This window comes from Paenibacillus sp. 276b (genome assembly GCF_900107875.1).
Taxonomy (GTDB): Bacteria; Bacillota; Bacilli; order Paenibacillales; family Paenibacillaceae; genus Paenibacillus; species Paenibacillus marchantiae.
This window is the reverse complement of record NZ_FNRR01000004.1, coordinates 533,334-551,076: the sequence shown is the minus strand read 5'-3', so window position 1 is coordinate 551,076 and position 17,743 is coordinate 533,334. Positions and strand designations below refer to the sequence as shown.

Genomic DNA, 17,743 nt, shown 5'->3' with positions numbered 1-17,743 from the left:
CGTTTGATCTCTTCCTGGGCGTACTGTTGTGTTGCCATTTCTTTGGTCTATACCATTTATACCGAATATTTCGACTGTGCTTTCTCCACTTTGGAGATATAAGCCTGTGTTTCCGAAGGGAGGCGGTTAAGTACACTCATCAGTTCAGCGTCACTCGATACACCCAGACTCGAAACCCGTCCCGGTCCGGCATTATAAGCAGCAAGTGCCATCTTCACCTCGCCACCAAAACGCTGGAGCTGGAGAGAAAGGTATTTGGTTCCACCATCTATATTTTGAGCGGGATCGTAAGCGTTGCTTACTCCCAACCCTGCTGCCGTCCCATCCATCAACTGCATTAGTCCCTTGGCACCTGCGGAAGACACTACATTTGGATTGAAACCGGATTCTGTATCAATAACCGCCTTGATCAAAGATTCAGGCACCCCATATTTGGCGCTCGCTGAGGCAATCAAAGATTCAAAATCTGTAGGTACAGATGCACCCGAATCGACTGCTCCAGTATTTAACAGGGAAGATAAAGAAACCACATTACTGTTCGAGGAAGAAACAGAACTTGCATCCGGGTTATACATGCTGCCCAGTTGCAGCCACAACAGACCGTCACTGGATCGTTTGGAGATCGCAGCAGAATTCACTTCTTCGCCTACGGTACTAGTATTGTTCAAAGTATTTGAATTCGTCCCGAGCAGCCCGTCCATCATACTGGCAAAATCCACTGTTGAAGCGGAGTTTCCATCCGATGCATTTGTTTCGTTGAGACTATTGGACAATTGCAGTTCCAGCAACTGCCGCGACGCGCGCGGATCAATCTGCATGAGTTATATTCACTCCCGTATAATGTAAACGTAGATTATGACTTTATTCTACATTATTTTACAGGCAGGTTCCATTGTTTTCAAAAAAATAGACCGATTTTACAACTTCATTGCGTATATGCGAAAAAACCTTCTGCAATCACCCCTTAAGTAAGGTGGAAGCAGAAGGCTGCAAATAACCAACTCATATCCAGTTCGGTTATCATTTTTTGTACTGATAATCAGATCATGTTTTTGCTTTATTAACGGGCGAATGGAATCATGAAGAAATAGCTAAGTGTTGCCACTGCGCCAAGTCCAATGGACCACGCACCCGCCGTTTTCCGGCCATTGACGTAAGCATAGTAACCAAGTACCGCTGCAGCTGGACCAAGGACAATGGACCACATAAATAAGGATGCGATACCAAAGGCCAGACCCATATATCCGGAGATTCGGCCAGTAGATTTCATGACACCGTCGTCATCTTCACGCTTCACAGGGGTATGATCGGTTCTTTCCGTAGGTTCTGTTCGAATAGAACCTGTTGGGGGCGCTACCTCTGCACCATACTCTTCCCTGTGGCTACGTCTTGGATAATCTACACGCTGACGCTGCTTTTCATCTAACGGAGTCGTTTTTGGACGTTGCAACGGGTGATCATCTCTACGGTCATTATTCAATGCAAAGCACCTCCATATAAATGGGAATGACTGCTCATTTCGGTTTGAATGTGTGACAGCAAGTTGCAGATGAAGTACGGGCATGATCATGATGATCAGAATCAAAGGTCTCTCCGGCAAATTCCTCATGTAAGCGACGGGTGGCATGTTGGTCAATGTCAATCATGATGGCATCAGCCTGGCAGAAATTGTTTTCTCCCCAAAAGTGGCAGTTAGCAACACTGCATTTGACGATCGGCTTCTCTTGGCTCATTTTTATCACCTCGACATCTATTGTCTCCGCACCGTAAATCGGCTATTCTCCAACGAAATGCCAGATGATGACATGCTCCTTTATCCGCGATGCCAGTTGAAAGAACACGCAAAAAAACCGCCACAAGGGCGGTTTTCTCCAATTCGCATATAAGTTAAAAAATGTATTTACGCGTGATTGCGTTGATTTTGCATCCGACGCTGCGTGAGGTAGTCACTTTCATAAAAGGCCAGATCATCACGCAACTCTTCGTACGTTTTTGATATTTCAAGAATAACATCCCGTACTGCACGAATTGGCTTATCACGGAATCGGATCGCATCCTGACCAGTGTAAGCATATCTTCCATCTTCGGAGTAACATTCATTTTTAGGATAAAAAAAGCTGTTTATGCTTTGATGGTATGTGTTATAGAGAGCCTTTTCGGCAAAATCGACATCAAAATTGGCACGACGCAGCACAACGCCAAGTTTTTCGTAAGAAACTTCAGAAAAAACGAGCAAATGACGGAGATCCGAAAGAAATCCTTTGTAGAAGGCTGATGACTCCTCCGTCTGATTCTGATCCAGTTCAGGCAAGGCATTTTCATTCAAAAATTTTTCGATCCGATCGATAGCCGGTTTTAACTTTTCCCTAGTTGACTCACATGTTTTCTGTACATTGGCTGCTGACATAAAGGTAGCTCCCCCTTAAATAAGTCCTTACATATAGATCGGCCAACGGGAGATTCTCCCCTGACCTTGAATTCTCAGGTACTATCCTACCATAAAAAGATGACGAGCGGTATCCCTTAATCAGGCTTTCCCTTTCTGCCCCTGAACATGCCCATTACACACAGCTCACCTGATGTTCACCTGCATAAAAATAACCGCTTTTCCTAACGATAGATATATCCAGTGACAACGATGAAATCAGAGCACTGTAAGATGATTGTCAAAATAAACGAGGAGGTTCCATCCCCTATGTCCAGACCGAAATGGGTTAACTGGGCCATTGCCGCGGGTGCGGGCGCACTTGCCTTGACGCTTTTGCTTCCGACGTCCAATCGCCCTGTTCCTGCTCCAAGTGCCATGCCCGATTCTCCACACGAGGAGCATGCGAGCAAACAACGTCTTAAAGTTCAGGATGTAAAATCAACCGATCTGCTGACCCGTGCGGATGCCAAACAACACCTTAACATCATGCTTGATAAGACCTCCAAAATGAACGATGTGCAAATAAGTCAATACGTTAAAGAGCTACAACAAACACATGATCATATAAGGTCTATTGATGTAATGAATACCAAGGGATCTCGCAGCCGGCACTTTGACAAAACAGCAGCAAAAGGAAGCAAGATGGAACAGCAAAAGCTGGAACATTCTCTCGCCCTAGCCAAAAAAGCTGTGAGCAAACGTCAAAGCTTCGAATCTTCTTCCTTTCCTCTCGGCAAGGAAAAGTTTTTTGTTATGGCGCAACCTTCCAAGGATGGAGAACGTGCCGTCATCGCTCTGTTTAGCCAAAATGTACTGAATGCCGTGGAACAGCATCAGCGCAAAAATTTGCGCATGATCCCTTATCCGCGTGAAGGTAAATTCAAAATCGAGTCTGTGCACCCCGACACCCTTAAAGAAATCACTGTAAAAACAGGACATGATAATGCCAATGCCAGCCATTTTTACGAAAATGAAATCGTCATCCGTTTCCGTCAGGATCCAGGTGAACGGGATATGCGCATCATTAAATCTGACCTGCGGACGCAATCGGCACGCAAGCTGGGATACACGTATGTTTTTCGGTCGGAAAATATGAATTATCAACAATTACATGCTTATTTCGAACGTAAATGGAATCCGCTGTATATGGAACCCCACTACATGTATTTAACCAATGAAACTGTACCTGAACAAAAAGATGTAACCGTGCCCAATGATATTTTGTTCTCCGACTACCAATGGAACCTGCCAGCCATTGAGACTAACCGTGGCTGGAATATTACGAAGGGCAACAAGGATGTTATCGTTGCCGTGGTAGACACCGGCGTCGATCTGACTCATCCTGATTTGAAGGGCAAGCTGCTGAAAGGTTATAACGTTGTCGATCCAGCGAGCAAACCACTTGATGACGTAGGACATGGTACACATGTAGCAGGCATCATCGGCGCTGTTGTGAATAACAACGAAGGTGTAGCAGGCATGAGCTGGTATAACAAGGTACTACCTGTTAAAGTGCTCGACAATTCGGGGTCAGGCACAACCTATGCTGTAGCAGAAGGCATCATTTGGGCCGCTGATCATGGAGCCAAGGTCATTAACATGAGTCTGGGTAACTACGCAGATGCCCAATTTCTTCATGATGCTATCAAATACGCTTTTGATCGCGACATCGTATTAATTGCAGCGACCGGTAACGATAATACGGAGCGTCCGGGATACCCTGCCGCTTATCCAGAAGTATTTGCGGTATCCGCTACGGATGCCGACATGAACAAAGCTTCCTATTCCAACTACGGGGATTACGTCGATGTGACGGCTCCAGGCTCCAGCATTGCAAGTACGTATCCGAACAACCAATATGCAGCCTTGTCCGGAACGTCGATGGCAAGCCCCCATGTAGCGGCACTTGCAGGCTTGATTCGCTCACTCAATCCTGATCTGACCAACACAGAAGTCATGGATCTCATGCGTCAAAGCGTCATAGATCTCGGAGACCCAGGTCATGACAAGTATTTCGGTTATGGTCAAATCGATGTGTTTAAAGCATTGGAGGCGGCCTCTGGCAACAGTGCCCCACTTCAATTCTGGCCACAACATGTGAGACAGCAAATGGATAATACAATGAAAAAGTACATCAAACAATAACCGTACACTGGATATAAAAAAACAAAAGCAGCTGCGCCCCGGGGCGTATGCTGCTCTTTGGTATGTTTACCTATTTCCCCGGGGCACCCGCTGCGACTAGCGCTTGCGAGAAGTTGTGCGGGATTTGCTTGATTTTTTCACGGATTTTTTCTTACCGTTGTGGCTTGAAACATAACAAGGATCTTCTTCTTTGACCACGACAGGATACATGTGATGATGGATCGGCACACAGTGATGTTTTTTGATGACTTCGATCGGGTGAATTACGGGTACGATTTGTGGGATGTAATAATCTTCAACAACCTGGATTGGGTCACAAACAATCGGACAAAGCGGTGGACAGAAATGGTTCATTTCAAACCAACTCCCTTTCAAGTGATACTATAACGTATTGCACTGGGTCCAATGTGGATTGGATGTATGTCCGTGTTCCAAAAATTAAATAAGCGGGAGCCTGTCCGCTTTAGCCCCACCCTGTTGAGGGGTAATGTTCTTAATAACCCTGCATAATACCCGTAGACCTTCACATAACAGCTCCTGATTCGTAACCGTGAAGCAGATCCTCAGAGTCGCCGTATCCGTTTCCCCTACATAACAGGCAGAGCCAGGTAAAAAGGAAACACCTGCGGCAAGCGACTGGCGGTGCAGTTCACGCATATCCAAACCATCAGGCAATTGCAGCCACAAGTTTAGTCCACCATCAGGCAAAGTCCAGTACATCCCGGGAGAACCATGTTCCTCCAGTACCGTTGATGCGGCAAGAAGCCGGGAATATAACTCATCCCTCAATCGCGCTGTATACGCACTGTATTGATGCTGTATGAATGATTGCAAGGCCTTTTGTGTAAGCAGCGGACTCCCGAGATCCGCAGTGGATTTGGCTGCAACAAGTCGGGTGAGCACACTTCCTTCTGCAACCGCACACGCCACACGGCAGCCTGGAGACAGTACTTTGCTGAAGCTTTTGATATATATCACATGCCCTGTCCCATCCATGGATTTAATGGAAGCAGGGGGAGGATCACGGAAATACAGATCGGCGAACGGATCATCCTCCAGGATGAGACAATGATAACTTTGAGCAAGATTAAGCAGTTGCGCACGCCGTTTGGCACTCATCGTAATGCCTGTAGGATTGTGAAACGTAGGAATGGTATATATCAACTTGGGCGGGTATGTATCACATAATCGGGTTAACAGATCTATACGCATACCTTCGTCATCCATCGGCACCGTAATAATCTTTGCTCCTCTGCTTGTAAACACATCTATTGCTCCGGTATAGCTTGGTGCTTCCATGTATACGACGTCACCAGGACCAACAAACGTACGCGCGACAAGATCGATTCCCTGCTGGGTACCGCTCGTAATCAGCATCCGTTCGGGCATTACCCGCAAACCTCTTTCCGCAAAATGCCCGGAAAACGTCTGACGCAGTTCGCGATCTCCCTGAAAAGACCCATAGGCAGCCATGCGCTCTGGATGATCCGAGGAAAGCCGGTACGCACTATCGATAATCTCTCGGGTTGGCAACAATTCAGGCTGAATTGCCGACATATGCAGCTCATATCTAACTTGTGGAGATGCATCAAAATGTCTCCAGAGCTGAGCTCGGGGCAAATAATCCACAAGGGCCATCTGCCAGTTCCAAGGTGTGCTGGATTCATTTTTTGCATGAGTGCGGTGAGTCCTCTCCATATCCTCCGTTATCTCCAGCTCATGCGCCCCCCGTACATAACAACCCTTCCCCTGGGAACACGTAATTAGCTGTATGGCTTCAAGCTCGGCATAGGCTTTGGACACAGTGACCAGGCTGACGCCCAGATCTGTGGTCATTTTACGAACAGACGGCAGACGGGTTCCAGGCTCGATTAGTCCAGACCTTATTCGGTCAGCAAGTGTAAGGGCAATCTGAACATACAATTTGGTGCTGCTTCCCCGTTTCAATTCAATATGCACACATGCACCCTCCCAACTGTTATGATCAGCATTTTACTGTTATACTGCAGTCCGTCTATTATAGTTTATAATATCAGTATAACAGTGAATAACAGGAGATGAGAATAATATGAATATCCCTTGGTCCAAAATGGCACAAAATACCCCGTCCTCTGTCGTTCGCGACATGTTACAGGCTGCACAGGCGCCTGGAATGATTTCTCTAGCCGGCGGTTTACCTGCCCAGTCATCATTCCCGCTTGAAGCCATCCGTGACGCATACGAAAAGGTATTCATGGGTGGTTCAGCGGCTCTTCAATATGCAGAGACGGAAGGTTTCCGACCACTACGTGCCAAAATTGCAGAACGTCTTGAATCCAAGGGCATTCCCGCTTCACCTAATCATATGCTTCTGACTACAGGTTCCCAGCAATCCATTGACCTGGTGTGCCGAATCTTGCTCGATCCAGGCGACAGCGTGCTAGTTGAATCACCAACCTATCTGGCTGCCCTTCAAGTCATTCATTCCTATCAGGCTGAGGCGCAGGGTGTTGCCTGTGATGATGACGGAATGTTGCCTGAATCACTGGAGGAACAGCTGCAATTGCATCGTCCAAAGCTCGTTTACATTAACCCTACGTTCTCCAACCCGTCAGGTAAAGTATGGAGTCGCGCCAGACGTCAGCAAGCCGTAGACCTGTGCCGGAAATATGGGGTACTGATCCTGGAAGACGATCCTTATGGTGAAATCCGCTTTAAACCGGAACAACTAGATGCCCCTGCACTGGCGAAACTGGATGCGGAATCCTATGAGGGTCCATCCAATGTCATCTACACCAGCACATTCTCCAAAACAGTTGCTCCTGGCCTCCGCACTGGCTGGATACTGGCTGCTCCGGATGTTATCCAAATAGCTGCCCGCGCCAAACAGGGGGCAGATTTGCATTCCAGCAGCATCGACCAAAGAGCACTTCATGCACTACTGGAATCTTTCGATCTGGACGGCCATATTCGCAATATTTCACAGGATTATGAACAACGGATGAAAAAAATGACCACTCTCATGGCTGCAAAATCGTGGGAAGGTATCTCTTGGAACTCACCGCAAGGCGGAATGTTCCTGTGGCTGCAATTGCCTGAGGGCATGCTGGCCAGCAATCTGTTTACCTATGGAATTCAGGAAAAAGTATGTATTGTACCAGGGGATTCATTCTATGCGGGTACACCGGAGCTGAACCGTATGCGGATCAACTTTACTCATACGGATCCAGATCTGCTTCCCGAGGCTGTAGAGCGTATGGATCGTGCCATTCAACGCTGGCATGCATCATTACAGTCAGACAGTGTAGTTACACTGTAACGAACTGTCATCCACTGTATCATTAGGAACAATTTCTCATTCCAACGAATAACACAAAAATAAGGCGTCAGACCCGAGAAAGCTCGAAGTCTGACGCCTTATTTATATGACCTGCAAGTGCAGGAATTCTTTTGAAGTTTAATCGCATCCTTCTGATCAGTCAGGCACATCAGGTACAATCGTTCTGTTTGCCCGTGACTGATAGTGGACTGCACTTGTTACAGTTTGTGTTGTAGTTAGGAAAGCTTACCGTAAGCCGGGTTCTGTGCTCTTCGTGGTTCAGACGGGAACTACCCTCCCACCACAAGCGACAATCATCTATCTAGGCCATACATTGCTGCACAGCTCAAGCGACCAACCTAGACACACCTCGGGCTAAGGCTGCCTTCTCCGAAGAGTCGACTGTGTCCCATTAGGTCTTGCTCCAGATGGGGTTTACCAGGAACGAAGTCACCAGCGTTCCTCGGGGTCTCTTACACCTCGGTTCCATCCTTGCCTGTGCCGGAAAATCCGGCCATCGGCGGTCCATTTCTGTGGCACTATCCTTCAACTCGCGCTGACTGGACGTTATCCAGCATCCTGCCCTGTGGAGCCCGGACTTTCCTCTCGTGGCAACGAAGGCCACCAGCGATTGTCTGTCAAGCTTTCCGAACAACATTACATAGTATACAGGCATTTTAGTTTACAAACAAGCTTAATCTTACAGGAAGCATTGAACCCGAGTGCTTTTAGATAAATTGGAATACTTCCGTATTTACCTCCGATGCAGTCACTTGCGTGTCATAACGTTTGTCTTCCAAACGTGAGCGCAGCCAATCCGCAGTTTTCGGTTTCATGATTTTCTCGGCATTATGCCCGGCGTCGATGATACACATACCCGCCATCAGCGCATCGTGAGCCGTATGATAATCAATGTCTCCAGTTACGATGACATCGGCACCTTTGAATCGTGCAGGAAGAGTATAACGGCTACCTGAACCGCCAAGCACTGCTGCTTTTTTGATCTGCCGATTGAGATCACCTACTACCCTAACGTATGGCACATCCAGTTGGGCCTTAACGACCTCCACCAGCTCACCGAGTGTCTTTGGTTGTTTGAGTGGTCCCAAGCGCCCCAGACCCAGCGTACGGCCTTTTAAATCCATTGCATACAGGTCATAGGCCACTTCCTCATACGGATGCGCCTTAAGCATTGCTTGTACAACCTTGCTGCGCAGACTCTGCGGTACAATGGTCTCAATCCGCATTTCCTCTACACGCTCCATCTGCCCCTCTGTACCGATGAAAGGTTGTGTCCCCTCTCCCGGTACAAAAGTACCTGTGCCCTCGGTATTGAAGCTGCACTTGTTGTACTGCCCAATACTGCCAGCACCCGCTTCGAGAACCGCCTGGAGTACCTGCTCATGATGGGTGCGAGGTACAAATACAGCCAGTTTGAACAAATGATCTGTATGTACATCCTCAAGTGATTCCTTGCTCTCAATACCAATGGCCTCGGCCATCCAGTCATTCATGCCGCCTTCAGCCACATCCAGATTGGTATGACTAATGTACACCGCAATATCATGCTTGATTAGCTTCTCATACAGTTTCCCCATGGGTGTATCGGTATTCAATGACTTGACCGGACGGAAAATGATGGCATGGTGCGCAATAATCAGATTGGCTCCAATCCGAATGGCCTCGTCTACAACTTCGTTCGTAACATCAAGTGCGATAAGAACGTGCGTAATTTCCTTTTGCAAACTGCCAAGCTGAAGACCAATCCGATCGTCCGGCACAGCCAGATGTTTGGGAGCAAGCTGCTCCATCAATTGAATTACAGTTTGACCTTTGGCAAACATGAGAGTACCTCCTTCAAGTTCACAATAAGACGCTCCACCTCAGCCGCCTTGTCCCGAGAAGACTCCTGATCAGATTTGGAGATGGACTGCGCGACACTTTGCAGCTTGACGATTTCGCTCTCCCATTTGGCAAAAAACACATCCGTTGGACGGTCAGTTAAATAAGGCCCCATGCGCAGCAGCAAATCTGATGTCAATTCCACTCCGCCTTCAAGCGGACGTGAGCGATACACTTCCTCATTGGCGATCGGACTGAGTTCTTGCGGCATTGCTGTAATAATCTCGTACACTTTGCCATCTTCCTCAAGCAGCTGTTCTGCAACGACCACCCAGTGATGCTCCAACAACCAACGTCTGAGAATATCCTCACCAACATTAGGCTGCAAAATAAGAAGCTTGACCTCATCCAGTTTGGAGAGGCCACGGTCCAGAATGGAGGCAATGAGTGCTCCTCCCATACCGGCAATGGTGATAACGTCCACTTCTCCTGCAGAGATGACATCCAAGCCATCTCCACGACGTACTGTAATTCGTTCCTTCAGGCCTGCATCGCTGACTTGCTTGCGTGCAGCTTCATAAGGGCCTGGGTTGACTTCTCCGGCTACTGCACCTGCTGCTTTCCCGCTGCGTACTGCCGCAACTGGAAGCAAAGCGTGGTCTGAGCCAATGTCAGCCAAGCGGCTGCCTTCGGGAATTTGATCATGTATCCGCTGTAATCGATTCGAAAGTTTCATGAAGCACCTACACCATTCATTTAATTTATTGATTTGCATTGAACAACGAAAAGCGATAAAATGAAATCCAATAAAACATTTCAAGGATGAATTACCAAAACCAAGAAATTCAGATGTTCAATTTAAAAATAAAGGAGACCCCGCCGCCGCTAAAGCGTCTTGCGGAAAGTCTCCCATAGTGATGTTATTCGAGGAAATCTTTAAGCCGTTTACTGCGGCTAGGGTGACGCAATTTGCGAAGAGCTTTGGCTTCAATTTGACGAATACGCTCACGCGTAACACCAAATACCTTGCCCACTTCTTCCAGCGTTCTTGTACGTCCATCGTCCAGACCAAAACGCAGACGAAGCACGTTCTCTTCACGCTCAGTCAATGTATCCAGGACATCTTCGAGCTGTTCTTTCAGCAACTCATAAGCAGCAGCATCCGCCGGAGCCAATGCTTCCTGATCCTCGATGAAATCACCCAGATGGGAATCATCTTCCTCACCAATCGGTGTTTCCAGGGAAACCGGTTCCTGAGCAATCTTCGTAATCTCACGAACTTTCTCCACACTCAGGTCCATCTCGGCAGCGATTTCTTCCGGTGTCGGTTCACGCCCTAGTTCCTGCAACAGCTGACGGGATACCCGGATCAGCTTATTAATCGTCTCCACCATGTGAACAGGGATACGAATCGTACGCGCCTGGTCAGCAATCGCACGGGTGATCGCTTGGCGAATCCACCATGTCGCATACGTACTGAATTTATAACCCTTTTTGTGGTCGAATTTCTCAACCGCTTTGATCAGACCCATGTTACCTTCCTGAATCAGATCCAGGAACAACATTCCACGTCCAACATAACGCTTGGCGATGCTGACCACGAGACGAAGGTTAGCTTCAGCCAAACGACGTTTCGCTTCTTCATCCCCGTTTTCAATCCGTTTGGCCAGTTGCACTTCGTCATCCGCAGACAACAAAGGTACACGACCGATTTCTTTGAGATACATCCGAACAGGGTCGTTGATTTTGATTCCTGGTGGAAGGCTCAGATCATCATCAAAGTGGAATTCATCGTCTCCCTCTCTGGTGTTGTTCTCGGAATCTTCACTAGGGCGAAGGGTTACCTCTTCATCATTTTCGTTCACGACATCAATACCCAGGTCACTCAGTTGTTCATAGAACTCATCCATCTGCTCTGCGTCTTGCTCAAACGGGGAGAGTTTTTCTATAATTTCCTTGTAGTTCAACGAAGCTCTTTTCTTACCTGATTCAATCAATTGATCTTTAACCTGATCCAGCGTCAATTCTGTTTCTAGTTCAGTATGCTGATCATTCGCCATAACTCGACTCCCTCCTCCCTAGAAACATCCAACATTCTGATGTTCACTGTCTCTCTAGGGCAATCATTTCAAGTACAATTTGTGCCGCGCGTACAGAATCACCTGCCCGCTCTGCAGCAATCATTTCTTCTTTTTTCAGATCGTACTCTTTCTTACGCGGATACTTCAGCACTTCCCTGATGCAATCGTCAAGTGCTTGAATACTCCATTCACCTGGACCATCCATCATTGAGATTGAACTGACCGTCTTTTCCAGTCGGTCGTCATGAAGTGAAGACATAAAACGGCTTGTATCCGACGGTTTGCCTTGCGCATAATAGGCATATAGATAAGCAGCAATAGCTGCATGATCATCCAAGTTAAAAGCTTCACCAAGATGCTCATTCACGTACTGGGCAGCCTCATCATCCTGAAGCATCCAGGCGAGAAGTTTGCGTTCAGCAGCGTGATAAGCTGGCAACAGATTGGGTGTAGGCACCTGCCTATTTTGTTGCCTACCATTATTCCACCTTTTCGGGTTATTATCCCCATACTGGAGGTTATTTTTCATGGCCTCCCGTTCTTCATTACACTCCTGCTTCAGTGTTTCATATGATACGTCCACTTCCGCAGCCAGTTCCCGAAGATATACTTCCCGTTCTGTAGGAGAAGACAATGGAGCAATAAGTTTCACCGCTTCCTTGGAATAAGCGATTTGTCCGCCGCCTTCTAGCAGTATATGGTTTTTTTTAAGGTTTATAAGCTTAAATTTTGTAGTCGTTACAGCGCCATCCACAATTTGGTTTCGGAACCGTTCGCCACCATGCTTTCGGATAAAATCATCCGGGTCGAGTCCATCCGGAATCAGAGCAATTTTGACCTGTAACCCAGCTTCCTCGAGTATAGGGAAGTTTTTGAGCGCCGCAGCCTGTCCAGCTCGATCACCGTCATAACATACAATGACTTCATCACACATGCCTTTAAGCATCAATGCCTGATTCTCAGTGAGCGCGGTACCCATTGCCGCTACACCATTCTGGATATCCTGATCCCAGGCGGAGATAACATCCCCATACCCTTCGAACAATATGGCCTGCCTTTGTTTGCGAATTGCATTTTTGGCATGATGCAGATTGTAGAGAACACGGCTTTTGTTAAATAACCGGGTTTCCGGTGAATTTAGGTACTTCGGTTGCCCGTCTCCCAAAATGCGACCTGCAAATGCAATCGGCTTTCCGCTCCTGCCGTTAATCGGAAACATCACCCTGTCTCGGAAACGGTCCACATAACCCTGACCTTCGTTTCGCTGTGACAGTAAACCACCCTTTTCCATCTCTTCAAGCGGAAATTCGCGCTTTTCCAGAAATTGTACCAAGGTATCCCAGCGATTAGGCGCATAGCCAATCTGGAATTGGTCAATGAGTTTGTCGCTAAACCCACGTGAGCGTAAATATTCCATAGCCACTTTACCGTGCTCTGTATTTTTCAATAAGAAATGATACAGCTTCGCGGTAAGCTCATATGCTTCCAATAAACGTTCGGTTTCTGGATTAACATGAGCCGATTCACGCCCCTGCCAGTCCCCCATTGAAATGTGGCTTTCTTCTGCCATCGTCTTGACGGCCTCGGGAAAGGATAACCCTTCGATTTCCATCCTAAATTTGATGGCATTTCCACCCGTGCCGCAACCGTAGCAATAGAAAATTTGTTTCTCAGGCGTAACTGTAAACGAAGGCGTCTTCTCAGAATGAAAAGGACAGAGGCCTTTCATATATTTCCCCTGTTTGGTCAGATGTACAAATCGGCTCACCGTATCGACGATATCATGCTGCTGTAACACCGATTCAATAATGCTTTCGGGTATACCGCCTTGTCCGGTACTCATCTTGGTCCACCTTCATCTCTTTAACACGTAAATATTATTCGATAAACTTACACATTCTCCTGCAAATCTTTCAAAAGTTTTGTCAGTTTATGTTGAAAAATTTCCCGATCCTGCTCTGTGAAAGGCTTTGGGCCTTTTCCATAATGTCCTCTTTTTCGTGCTTTGGCGGCAGTATGACGGGAATCCAGCATGAAATCAATGTCACGATCATTAAATTCACGACCACGAAATGATAAAACATAACAACGTTTGCCAAGTGCGAGCGCCGCCAGTCCATAATCCTGTGTAATGACCACATCGTATGGCTTGATGTGATTGGCAATGTAAAGGTCTGCACTCTGATCACTTCGATCTACCTGAACGGTGCGCACTCCTTCTCCGCCCTGAAGAAAATGATCAAATGAAGAAACCATCAACACAGGAACTTTGAATTGGAGAGCTGTTTCTGCGATCTCAGCCTTGACCGGGCAAGCATCACCATCCACAACAATGTGGCGTACATTCAACTCACTCAAAGCCAGACCACCCGGTTTCATAAAATAGCTGCATATTGTAATATACGACCCCAGCCAGTCAAAATCCTTCTGACCGGTCAATGGAAATCAAAGGCTAAAATACGGAACGGCTGTAAATATAAATTTTTCACAATCCGTTCCGTATATTTATACCCTCATATATCCTTCTTTAATACTGAATTTATGCTTTGCCGCAGATCTGTCCACTCGGAGCAGAAAAGGACCCGACTACCAGACCAATTTGGAGAAATCAGCAAAAGCTTTCAGATCACGGTCAATGGCTGCAAGCAATGCCAGACGATTCGCACGCACAGCCTCATCTTCAGCCATAACCATAACCGAATCGAAGAATACGGTGATAGCTTCCTTCCAAGCTGATGCAATCGCGAGCGCTTCAGCAGCAGCATGCTGAGACAATACCTGACGATATTCCTCATTGGTGTTGCTCCATGCTTCGTGCAGCTGGCGCTCTCCTTCTTCTGTGAAGAGTTCTGCATGTACCGAAGCATTGGATGCTTTGGCAGCCAGATTACCGACACGGTTGAAGGATTCGACGGTTGTTTTGAAGGCATCTCCCGTTTGGACAGCTGCCATGAGTGCCTCACCTTTTGGAACTACCGCGCTGATATCATCAAATCCGGAAGAAATCACTGCGTCAACAACATCATAACGGACCGTTTCCGACAACAGTTTTTTCACACGAAGACCGAAGAAGTCCTGCAAATCTTTACGAACCTCTTCATCCGCACGTTTCAACAGGTTCATCTGAGCATGCACTTGAAGTGCAACGCCGAATACATCGGACAATGTCAGCGGAAGATTGTGATCCAGCAAAATTTGTACGATCCCTGCTGCCTGACGGCGCAGCGCGTAAGGATCTTGAGATCCTGTAGGAATGATATTGATCGAGAAACATCCTACAATTGTATCCATTTTATCCGCAGCACTCACAATAGCACCAACGAGCGAAGCAGGAGATTGATCTCCAGCGAATCGTGGCTGATAGTGCTCAAATACCGCTTTGGCCACTTCTTCTTTTTCACCAGCTTTACGGGCATAATCCTCACCCATCACACCTTGCAGTTCAGGGAATTCTCCCACCATAAGTGTAACAAGGTCGAATTTGCAGATATCCGCAGAACGATTCACCGCTTCGGCTACATCGGCTGGTACTTGCAGCTTGCTAGCCAGACCATCCGCAATTTTGCGAATACGGCGAACTTTATCTCCAACCGTTCCCAGCTCTTCCTGGAAGACGATACTTTCCAGTTTCGACAATGCATCCTTAATCTCCAGCTTCTGGTCTTCCTCGTAGAAGAACTTGGCATCAGACAGACGTGCACGAAGTACCTTTTCGTTTCCTTTTGCAATGACATCCAGTGAATCGCTACCGCCGTTACGAACCGTAACGAAGTATGGCAGCAATTGTCCATCATTATCAAGCACCGGGAAATAACGTTGATGCTCACGCATCGAAGTAATCAGTACCTCTTGTGGAATATTCAAAAATGAAGATTCGAATGTTCCGAACAGCACTGTTGGTGTCTCAACCAGGAACAGGACCTCTTCCAGCAAATCTTCCTTGATCGCAATATCCCATTTCTTCTCGGCAGCCAGTGCCTGGATCTGGGATACAATCATGTGCTCACGTTCTTTGATATCCGCAATGACATGCTCGGAACGAAGCACTTCCACATACGAAGCGGGATCCGAAATGATCGCCTCTTTTCCGAGGAAACGATGTCCACGTGTTACATTGCCAGACTTCACACCTGCAACTTCCAATTCAATAACATCGCTGCCCAGCAGAGCAACAATCCAGCGAATCGGACGCACAAATTTGAAATCATACGAAGCCCAACGCATGAATTTCGGGAACGTCATGGCATGCAGTATAGCCAGCAAACCCTGACCGATCACAGATGAGGTTTCAACGCCTTTACTGCTCTTGGTCGCGTAGATATATTCCACGCCGCTCAGTTCCTTGAATGTAAACTGATCCGGTTCAACTCCCTGACTACGGGCAAATCCGAGTGCAGCTTTACTCCAGTTACCACTGTCGTCGAGTGCTATTTTACGGGAAGGTCCTTTAACTTCTTCCTCCACGTCTTCCTGTTTCTCGGCAACATCTTTGATCAAAACAGCCAATCGGCGCGGTGTGGCATAGGCATTCACTTCACCGTAAGAAATGCGGGATGCATCCAGCCATTTCACGACACGATCCTGCAGCTGTTCAATTGCTGCTCGCATGAAGCGTGCAGGCACTTCTTCCAGACCAATTTCAAATAACAGATCCTTAGACATGCTCAGCTCCCCCTTTCTTGATCAGCGGGAAGCCGAGCTTCTCACGCTCTTCCACATATGTTGCAGCCACTTGACGAGCCAGATTACGGACACGGGTAATGTACCCAGTACGCTCCGTTACACTGATTGCTCCGCGCGCATCCAACAGGTTGAACGTATGCGAACATTTCAACACATAGTCATATGCCGGGAAAACTAGATTTTGTGCCATAGCCTTGTTCGCTTCCTCTTCATGCATGTTGAAGAGCGTAAACAACATTTTGACATCAGATACTTCAAACGTATATTTGGAGTGTTCGAATTCAGGCTGACGGAACACATCACCATATGTAATTCCGTCTACCCATTCCAACTCAAACACATTTTCTTTTTCCTGAATGTACGAAGCAAGACGCTCCATACCATACGTAATTTCAACTGCTACCGGATTCGTCTCGATTCCACCGACTTGTTGGAAATACGTAAATTGGGTGATTTCCATACCGTCCAGCCAGACTTCCCAGCCAAGACCAGCACAGCCGAGGGAAGGGTTCTCCCAGTTGTCTTCAACAAACCGAATATCATGTTTGAGCGGATCAATACCCAACTGTTTCAGACTTTCCAGGTAAATCTCCTGAATATTGTCTGGCGAAGGCTTGATAATAACCTGGAATTGATGATGCTGATAGAGACGGTTTGGATTTTCTCCATAACGACCATCCGAAGGACGGCGGGACGGCTCTACATAAGCTACTTTCCAAGGCTCAGGTCCAAGCGAACGCAAAAAGGTCATCGGGTTCATCGTACCTGCCCCTTTTTCCGTATCATATGGTTGAACAATAATACAGTTGTGCGCGGCCCAGAATTGTTGCAGCGTGAGAATCATCTGCTGAAAATTCATAATCATGCTCCTTTTCGATGGTTTGTGATGAACAAGCCTAGAACGGTACAGACAATAAAAAGCCCTCGTCCTACGCCTGTTATACAGACATAGGGACGAGAGCTATTCCCGCGGTTCCACCCTACTTGGCTTAGATATAAACAGAGAGCCTGTTCATTCAAGCCCACTTTTCCGTGTCATTCATGCTCCCGAGTGCCGTTTCACAGACCGATTCAACCCGGCTCCCACCATCCCCGGCTCGCTCACACAAGATTAGTAAGGTCAACCGACCTCTTCTGCTCCTGAATGTATAAATCAAGTCTCCTACTTTCTCGTTCAATGCATGTCTCCAAAAGAGAAATTATAGTTCATAATATATAAAAATAAGTACGAAGTCAAGATATATTACTTATTTCACATCAAGACGA

At 47.1% G+C, this 17,743-nt stretch carries 15 protein-coding genes and 1 other RNA gene; 2 read left to right on the top strand and 14 right to left on the bottom strand.

Annotated elements, in window-relative coordinates; all coding sequences use genetic code 11:
- Nucleotides 1-56 precede the first annotated feature (56 nt).
- From BLV50_RS21680 to BLV50_RS21665, 4 genes are all read right to left on the bottom strand, one after another.
- Complete coding sequence (locus BLV50_RS21680) at nucleotides 57-818, bottom strand: lytic transglycosylase domain-containing protein (protein WP_090809936.1); 762 nt, start codon at nucleotides 816-818, stop codon at nucleotides 57-59.
- A 242-nt stretch (nucleotides 819-1,060) separates the two neighbouring features.
- Nucleotides 1,061-1,480 carry a hypothetical protein gene (locus BLV50_RS21675; protein WP_371121652.1) on the bottom strand — a complete coding sequence of 140 codons (420 nt, stop codon included), beginning with the start codon at nucleotides 1,478-1,480 and terminating at the stop codon, nucleotides 1,061-1,063.
- Nucleotides 1,481-1,514: 34 nt separating this feature from the next.
- Nucleotides 1,515-1,733 carry a DUF1540 domain-containing protein gene (locus tag BLV50_RS21670; protein WP_064636410.1) on the bottom strand — a complete coding sequence of 73 codons (219 nt, stop codon included), beginning with the start codon at nucleotides 1,731-1,733 and terminating at the stop codon, nucleotides 1,515-1,517.
- 167 nt (nucleotides 1,734-1,900) lie between these two features.
- Entirely contained in the window at nucleotides 1,901-2,407 is a 507-nt protein-coding gene (locus BLV50_RS21665; protein ID WP_063567014.1) for a YpuI family protein, read from the bottom strand.
- Nucleotides 2,408-2,695: 288 nt separating this feature from the next.
- Here BLV50_RS21665 and BLV50_RS21660 point away from each other — a divergent pair, with 288 nt between their 5' ends.
- Nucleotides 2,696-4,573 carry a S8 family peptidase gene (locus BLV50_RS21660; RefSeq protein WP_063567015.1) on the top strand — a complete coding sequence of 626 codons (1,878 nt, stop codon included), beginning with the start codon at nucleotides 2,696-2,698 and terminating at the stop codon, nucleotides 4,571-4,573.
- Between the two features lie 96 nt (nucleotides 4,574-4,669).
- Here BLV50_RS21660 and BLV50_RS21655 read toward each other — a convergent pair whose 3' ends face one another.
- Both BLV50_RS21655 and BLV50_RS21650 read right to left on the bottom strand, forming a co-directional pair.
- A complete protein-coding gene (locus BLV50_RS21655; protein ID WP_064636406.1) occupies nucleotides 4,670-4,927 on the bottom strand; it encodes a hypothetical protein in 258 nt (85 codons plus the stop codon).
- Between the two features lie 84 nt (nucleotides 4,928-5,011).
- Nucleotides 5,012-6,532, bottom strand: coding sequence for a MocR-like pyridoxine biosynthesis transcription factor PdxR (locus BLV50_RS21650; protein ID WP_090809934.1), 1,521 nt, complete (start codon nucleotides 6,530-6,532; stop codon nucleotides 5,012-5,014).
- A 109-nt stretch (nucleotides 6,533-6,641) separates the two neighbouring features.
- On the opposite strand from BLV50_RS21650, the gene BLV50_RS21645 reads away from it, so the two are divergent.
- Entirely contained in the window at nucleotides 6,642-7,871 is a 1,230-nt protein-coding gene (locus BLV50_RS21645; RefSeq protein ID WP_090809932.1) for an aminotransferase-like domain-containing protein, read from the top strand.
- 237 nt (nucleotides 7,872-8,108) lie between these two features.
- Here the strand turns inward: BLV50_RS21645 and rnpB are convergent.
- The 8 genes from rnpB to glyQ form a co-directional block, all read right to left on the bottom strand.
- Nucleotides 8,109-8,518: RNase P RNA component class A (gene rnpB / locus BLV50_RS21640), an RNA gene on the bottom strand.
- 81 nt (nucleotides 8,519-8,599) lie between these two features.
- On the bottom strand, nucleotides 8,600-9,715 hold the full coding sequence (locus BLV50_RS21635) for a Nif3-like dinuclear metal center hexameric protein (RefSeq protein WP_072734500.1): 1,116 nt from the start codon (nucleotides 9,713-9,715) through the stop codon (nucleotides 8,600-8,602).
- The gene (locus tag BLV50_RS21630; RefSeq protein WP_063567019.1) at nucleotides 9,691-10,449 is read right to left on the bottom strand and encodes a tRNA (adenine(22)-N(1))-methyltransferase; all 759 of its coding nucleotides are present in this window, start codon (nucleotides 10,447-10,449) and stop codon (nucleotides 9,691-9,693) included. The genes BLV50_RS21635 and BLV50_RS21630 overlap by 25 nt, the downstream gene beginning before the upstream one ends.
- Nucleotides 10,450-10,633: 184 nt before the next feature.
- Entirely contained in the window at nucleotides 10,634-11,773 is a 1,140-nt protein-coding gene (gene rpoD, locus BLV50_RS21625) for an RNA polymerase sigma factor RpoD (protein WP_053781258.1), read from the bottom strand.
- 43 nt (nucleotides 11,774-11,816) lie between these two features.
- Nucleotides 11,817-13,637 (bottom strand): DNA primase, encoded by a 1,821-nt coding sequence (gene dnaG / locus BLV50_RS21620; protein WP_063567020.1) that lies wholly within the window; start codon nucleotides 13,635-13,637, stop codon nucleotides 11,817-11,819.
- Between the two features lie 47 nt (nucleotides 13,638-13,684).
- A complete protein-coding gene (locus tag BLV50_RS21615; protein WP_063567021.1) occupies nucleotides 13,685-14,173 on the bottom strand; it encodes a YaiI/YqxD family protein in 489 nt (162 codons plus the stop codon).
- 207 nt (nucleotides 14,174-14,380) lie between these two features.
- Entirely contained in the window at nucleotides 14,381-16,456 is a 2,076-nt protein-coding gene (glyS, locus tag BLV50_RS21610) for a glycine--tRNA ligase subunit beta (RefSeq protein ID WP_090809930.1), read from the bottom strand.
- The gene (gene glyQ, locus BLV50_RS21605) at nucleotides 16,449-17,336 is read right to left on the bottom strand and encodes a glycine--tRNA ligase subunit alpha (protein WP_063567023.1); all 888 of its coding nucleotides are present in this window, start codon (nucleotides 17,334-17,336) and stop codon (nucleotides 16,449-16,451) included. Before glyQ ends, glyS begins: the two co-directional genes overlap by 8 nt.
- Between the last annotated feature and the right edge of the window lie 407 nt (nucleotides 17,337-17,743).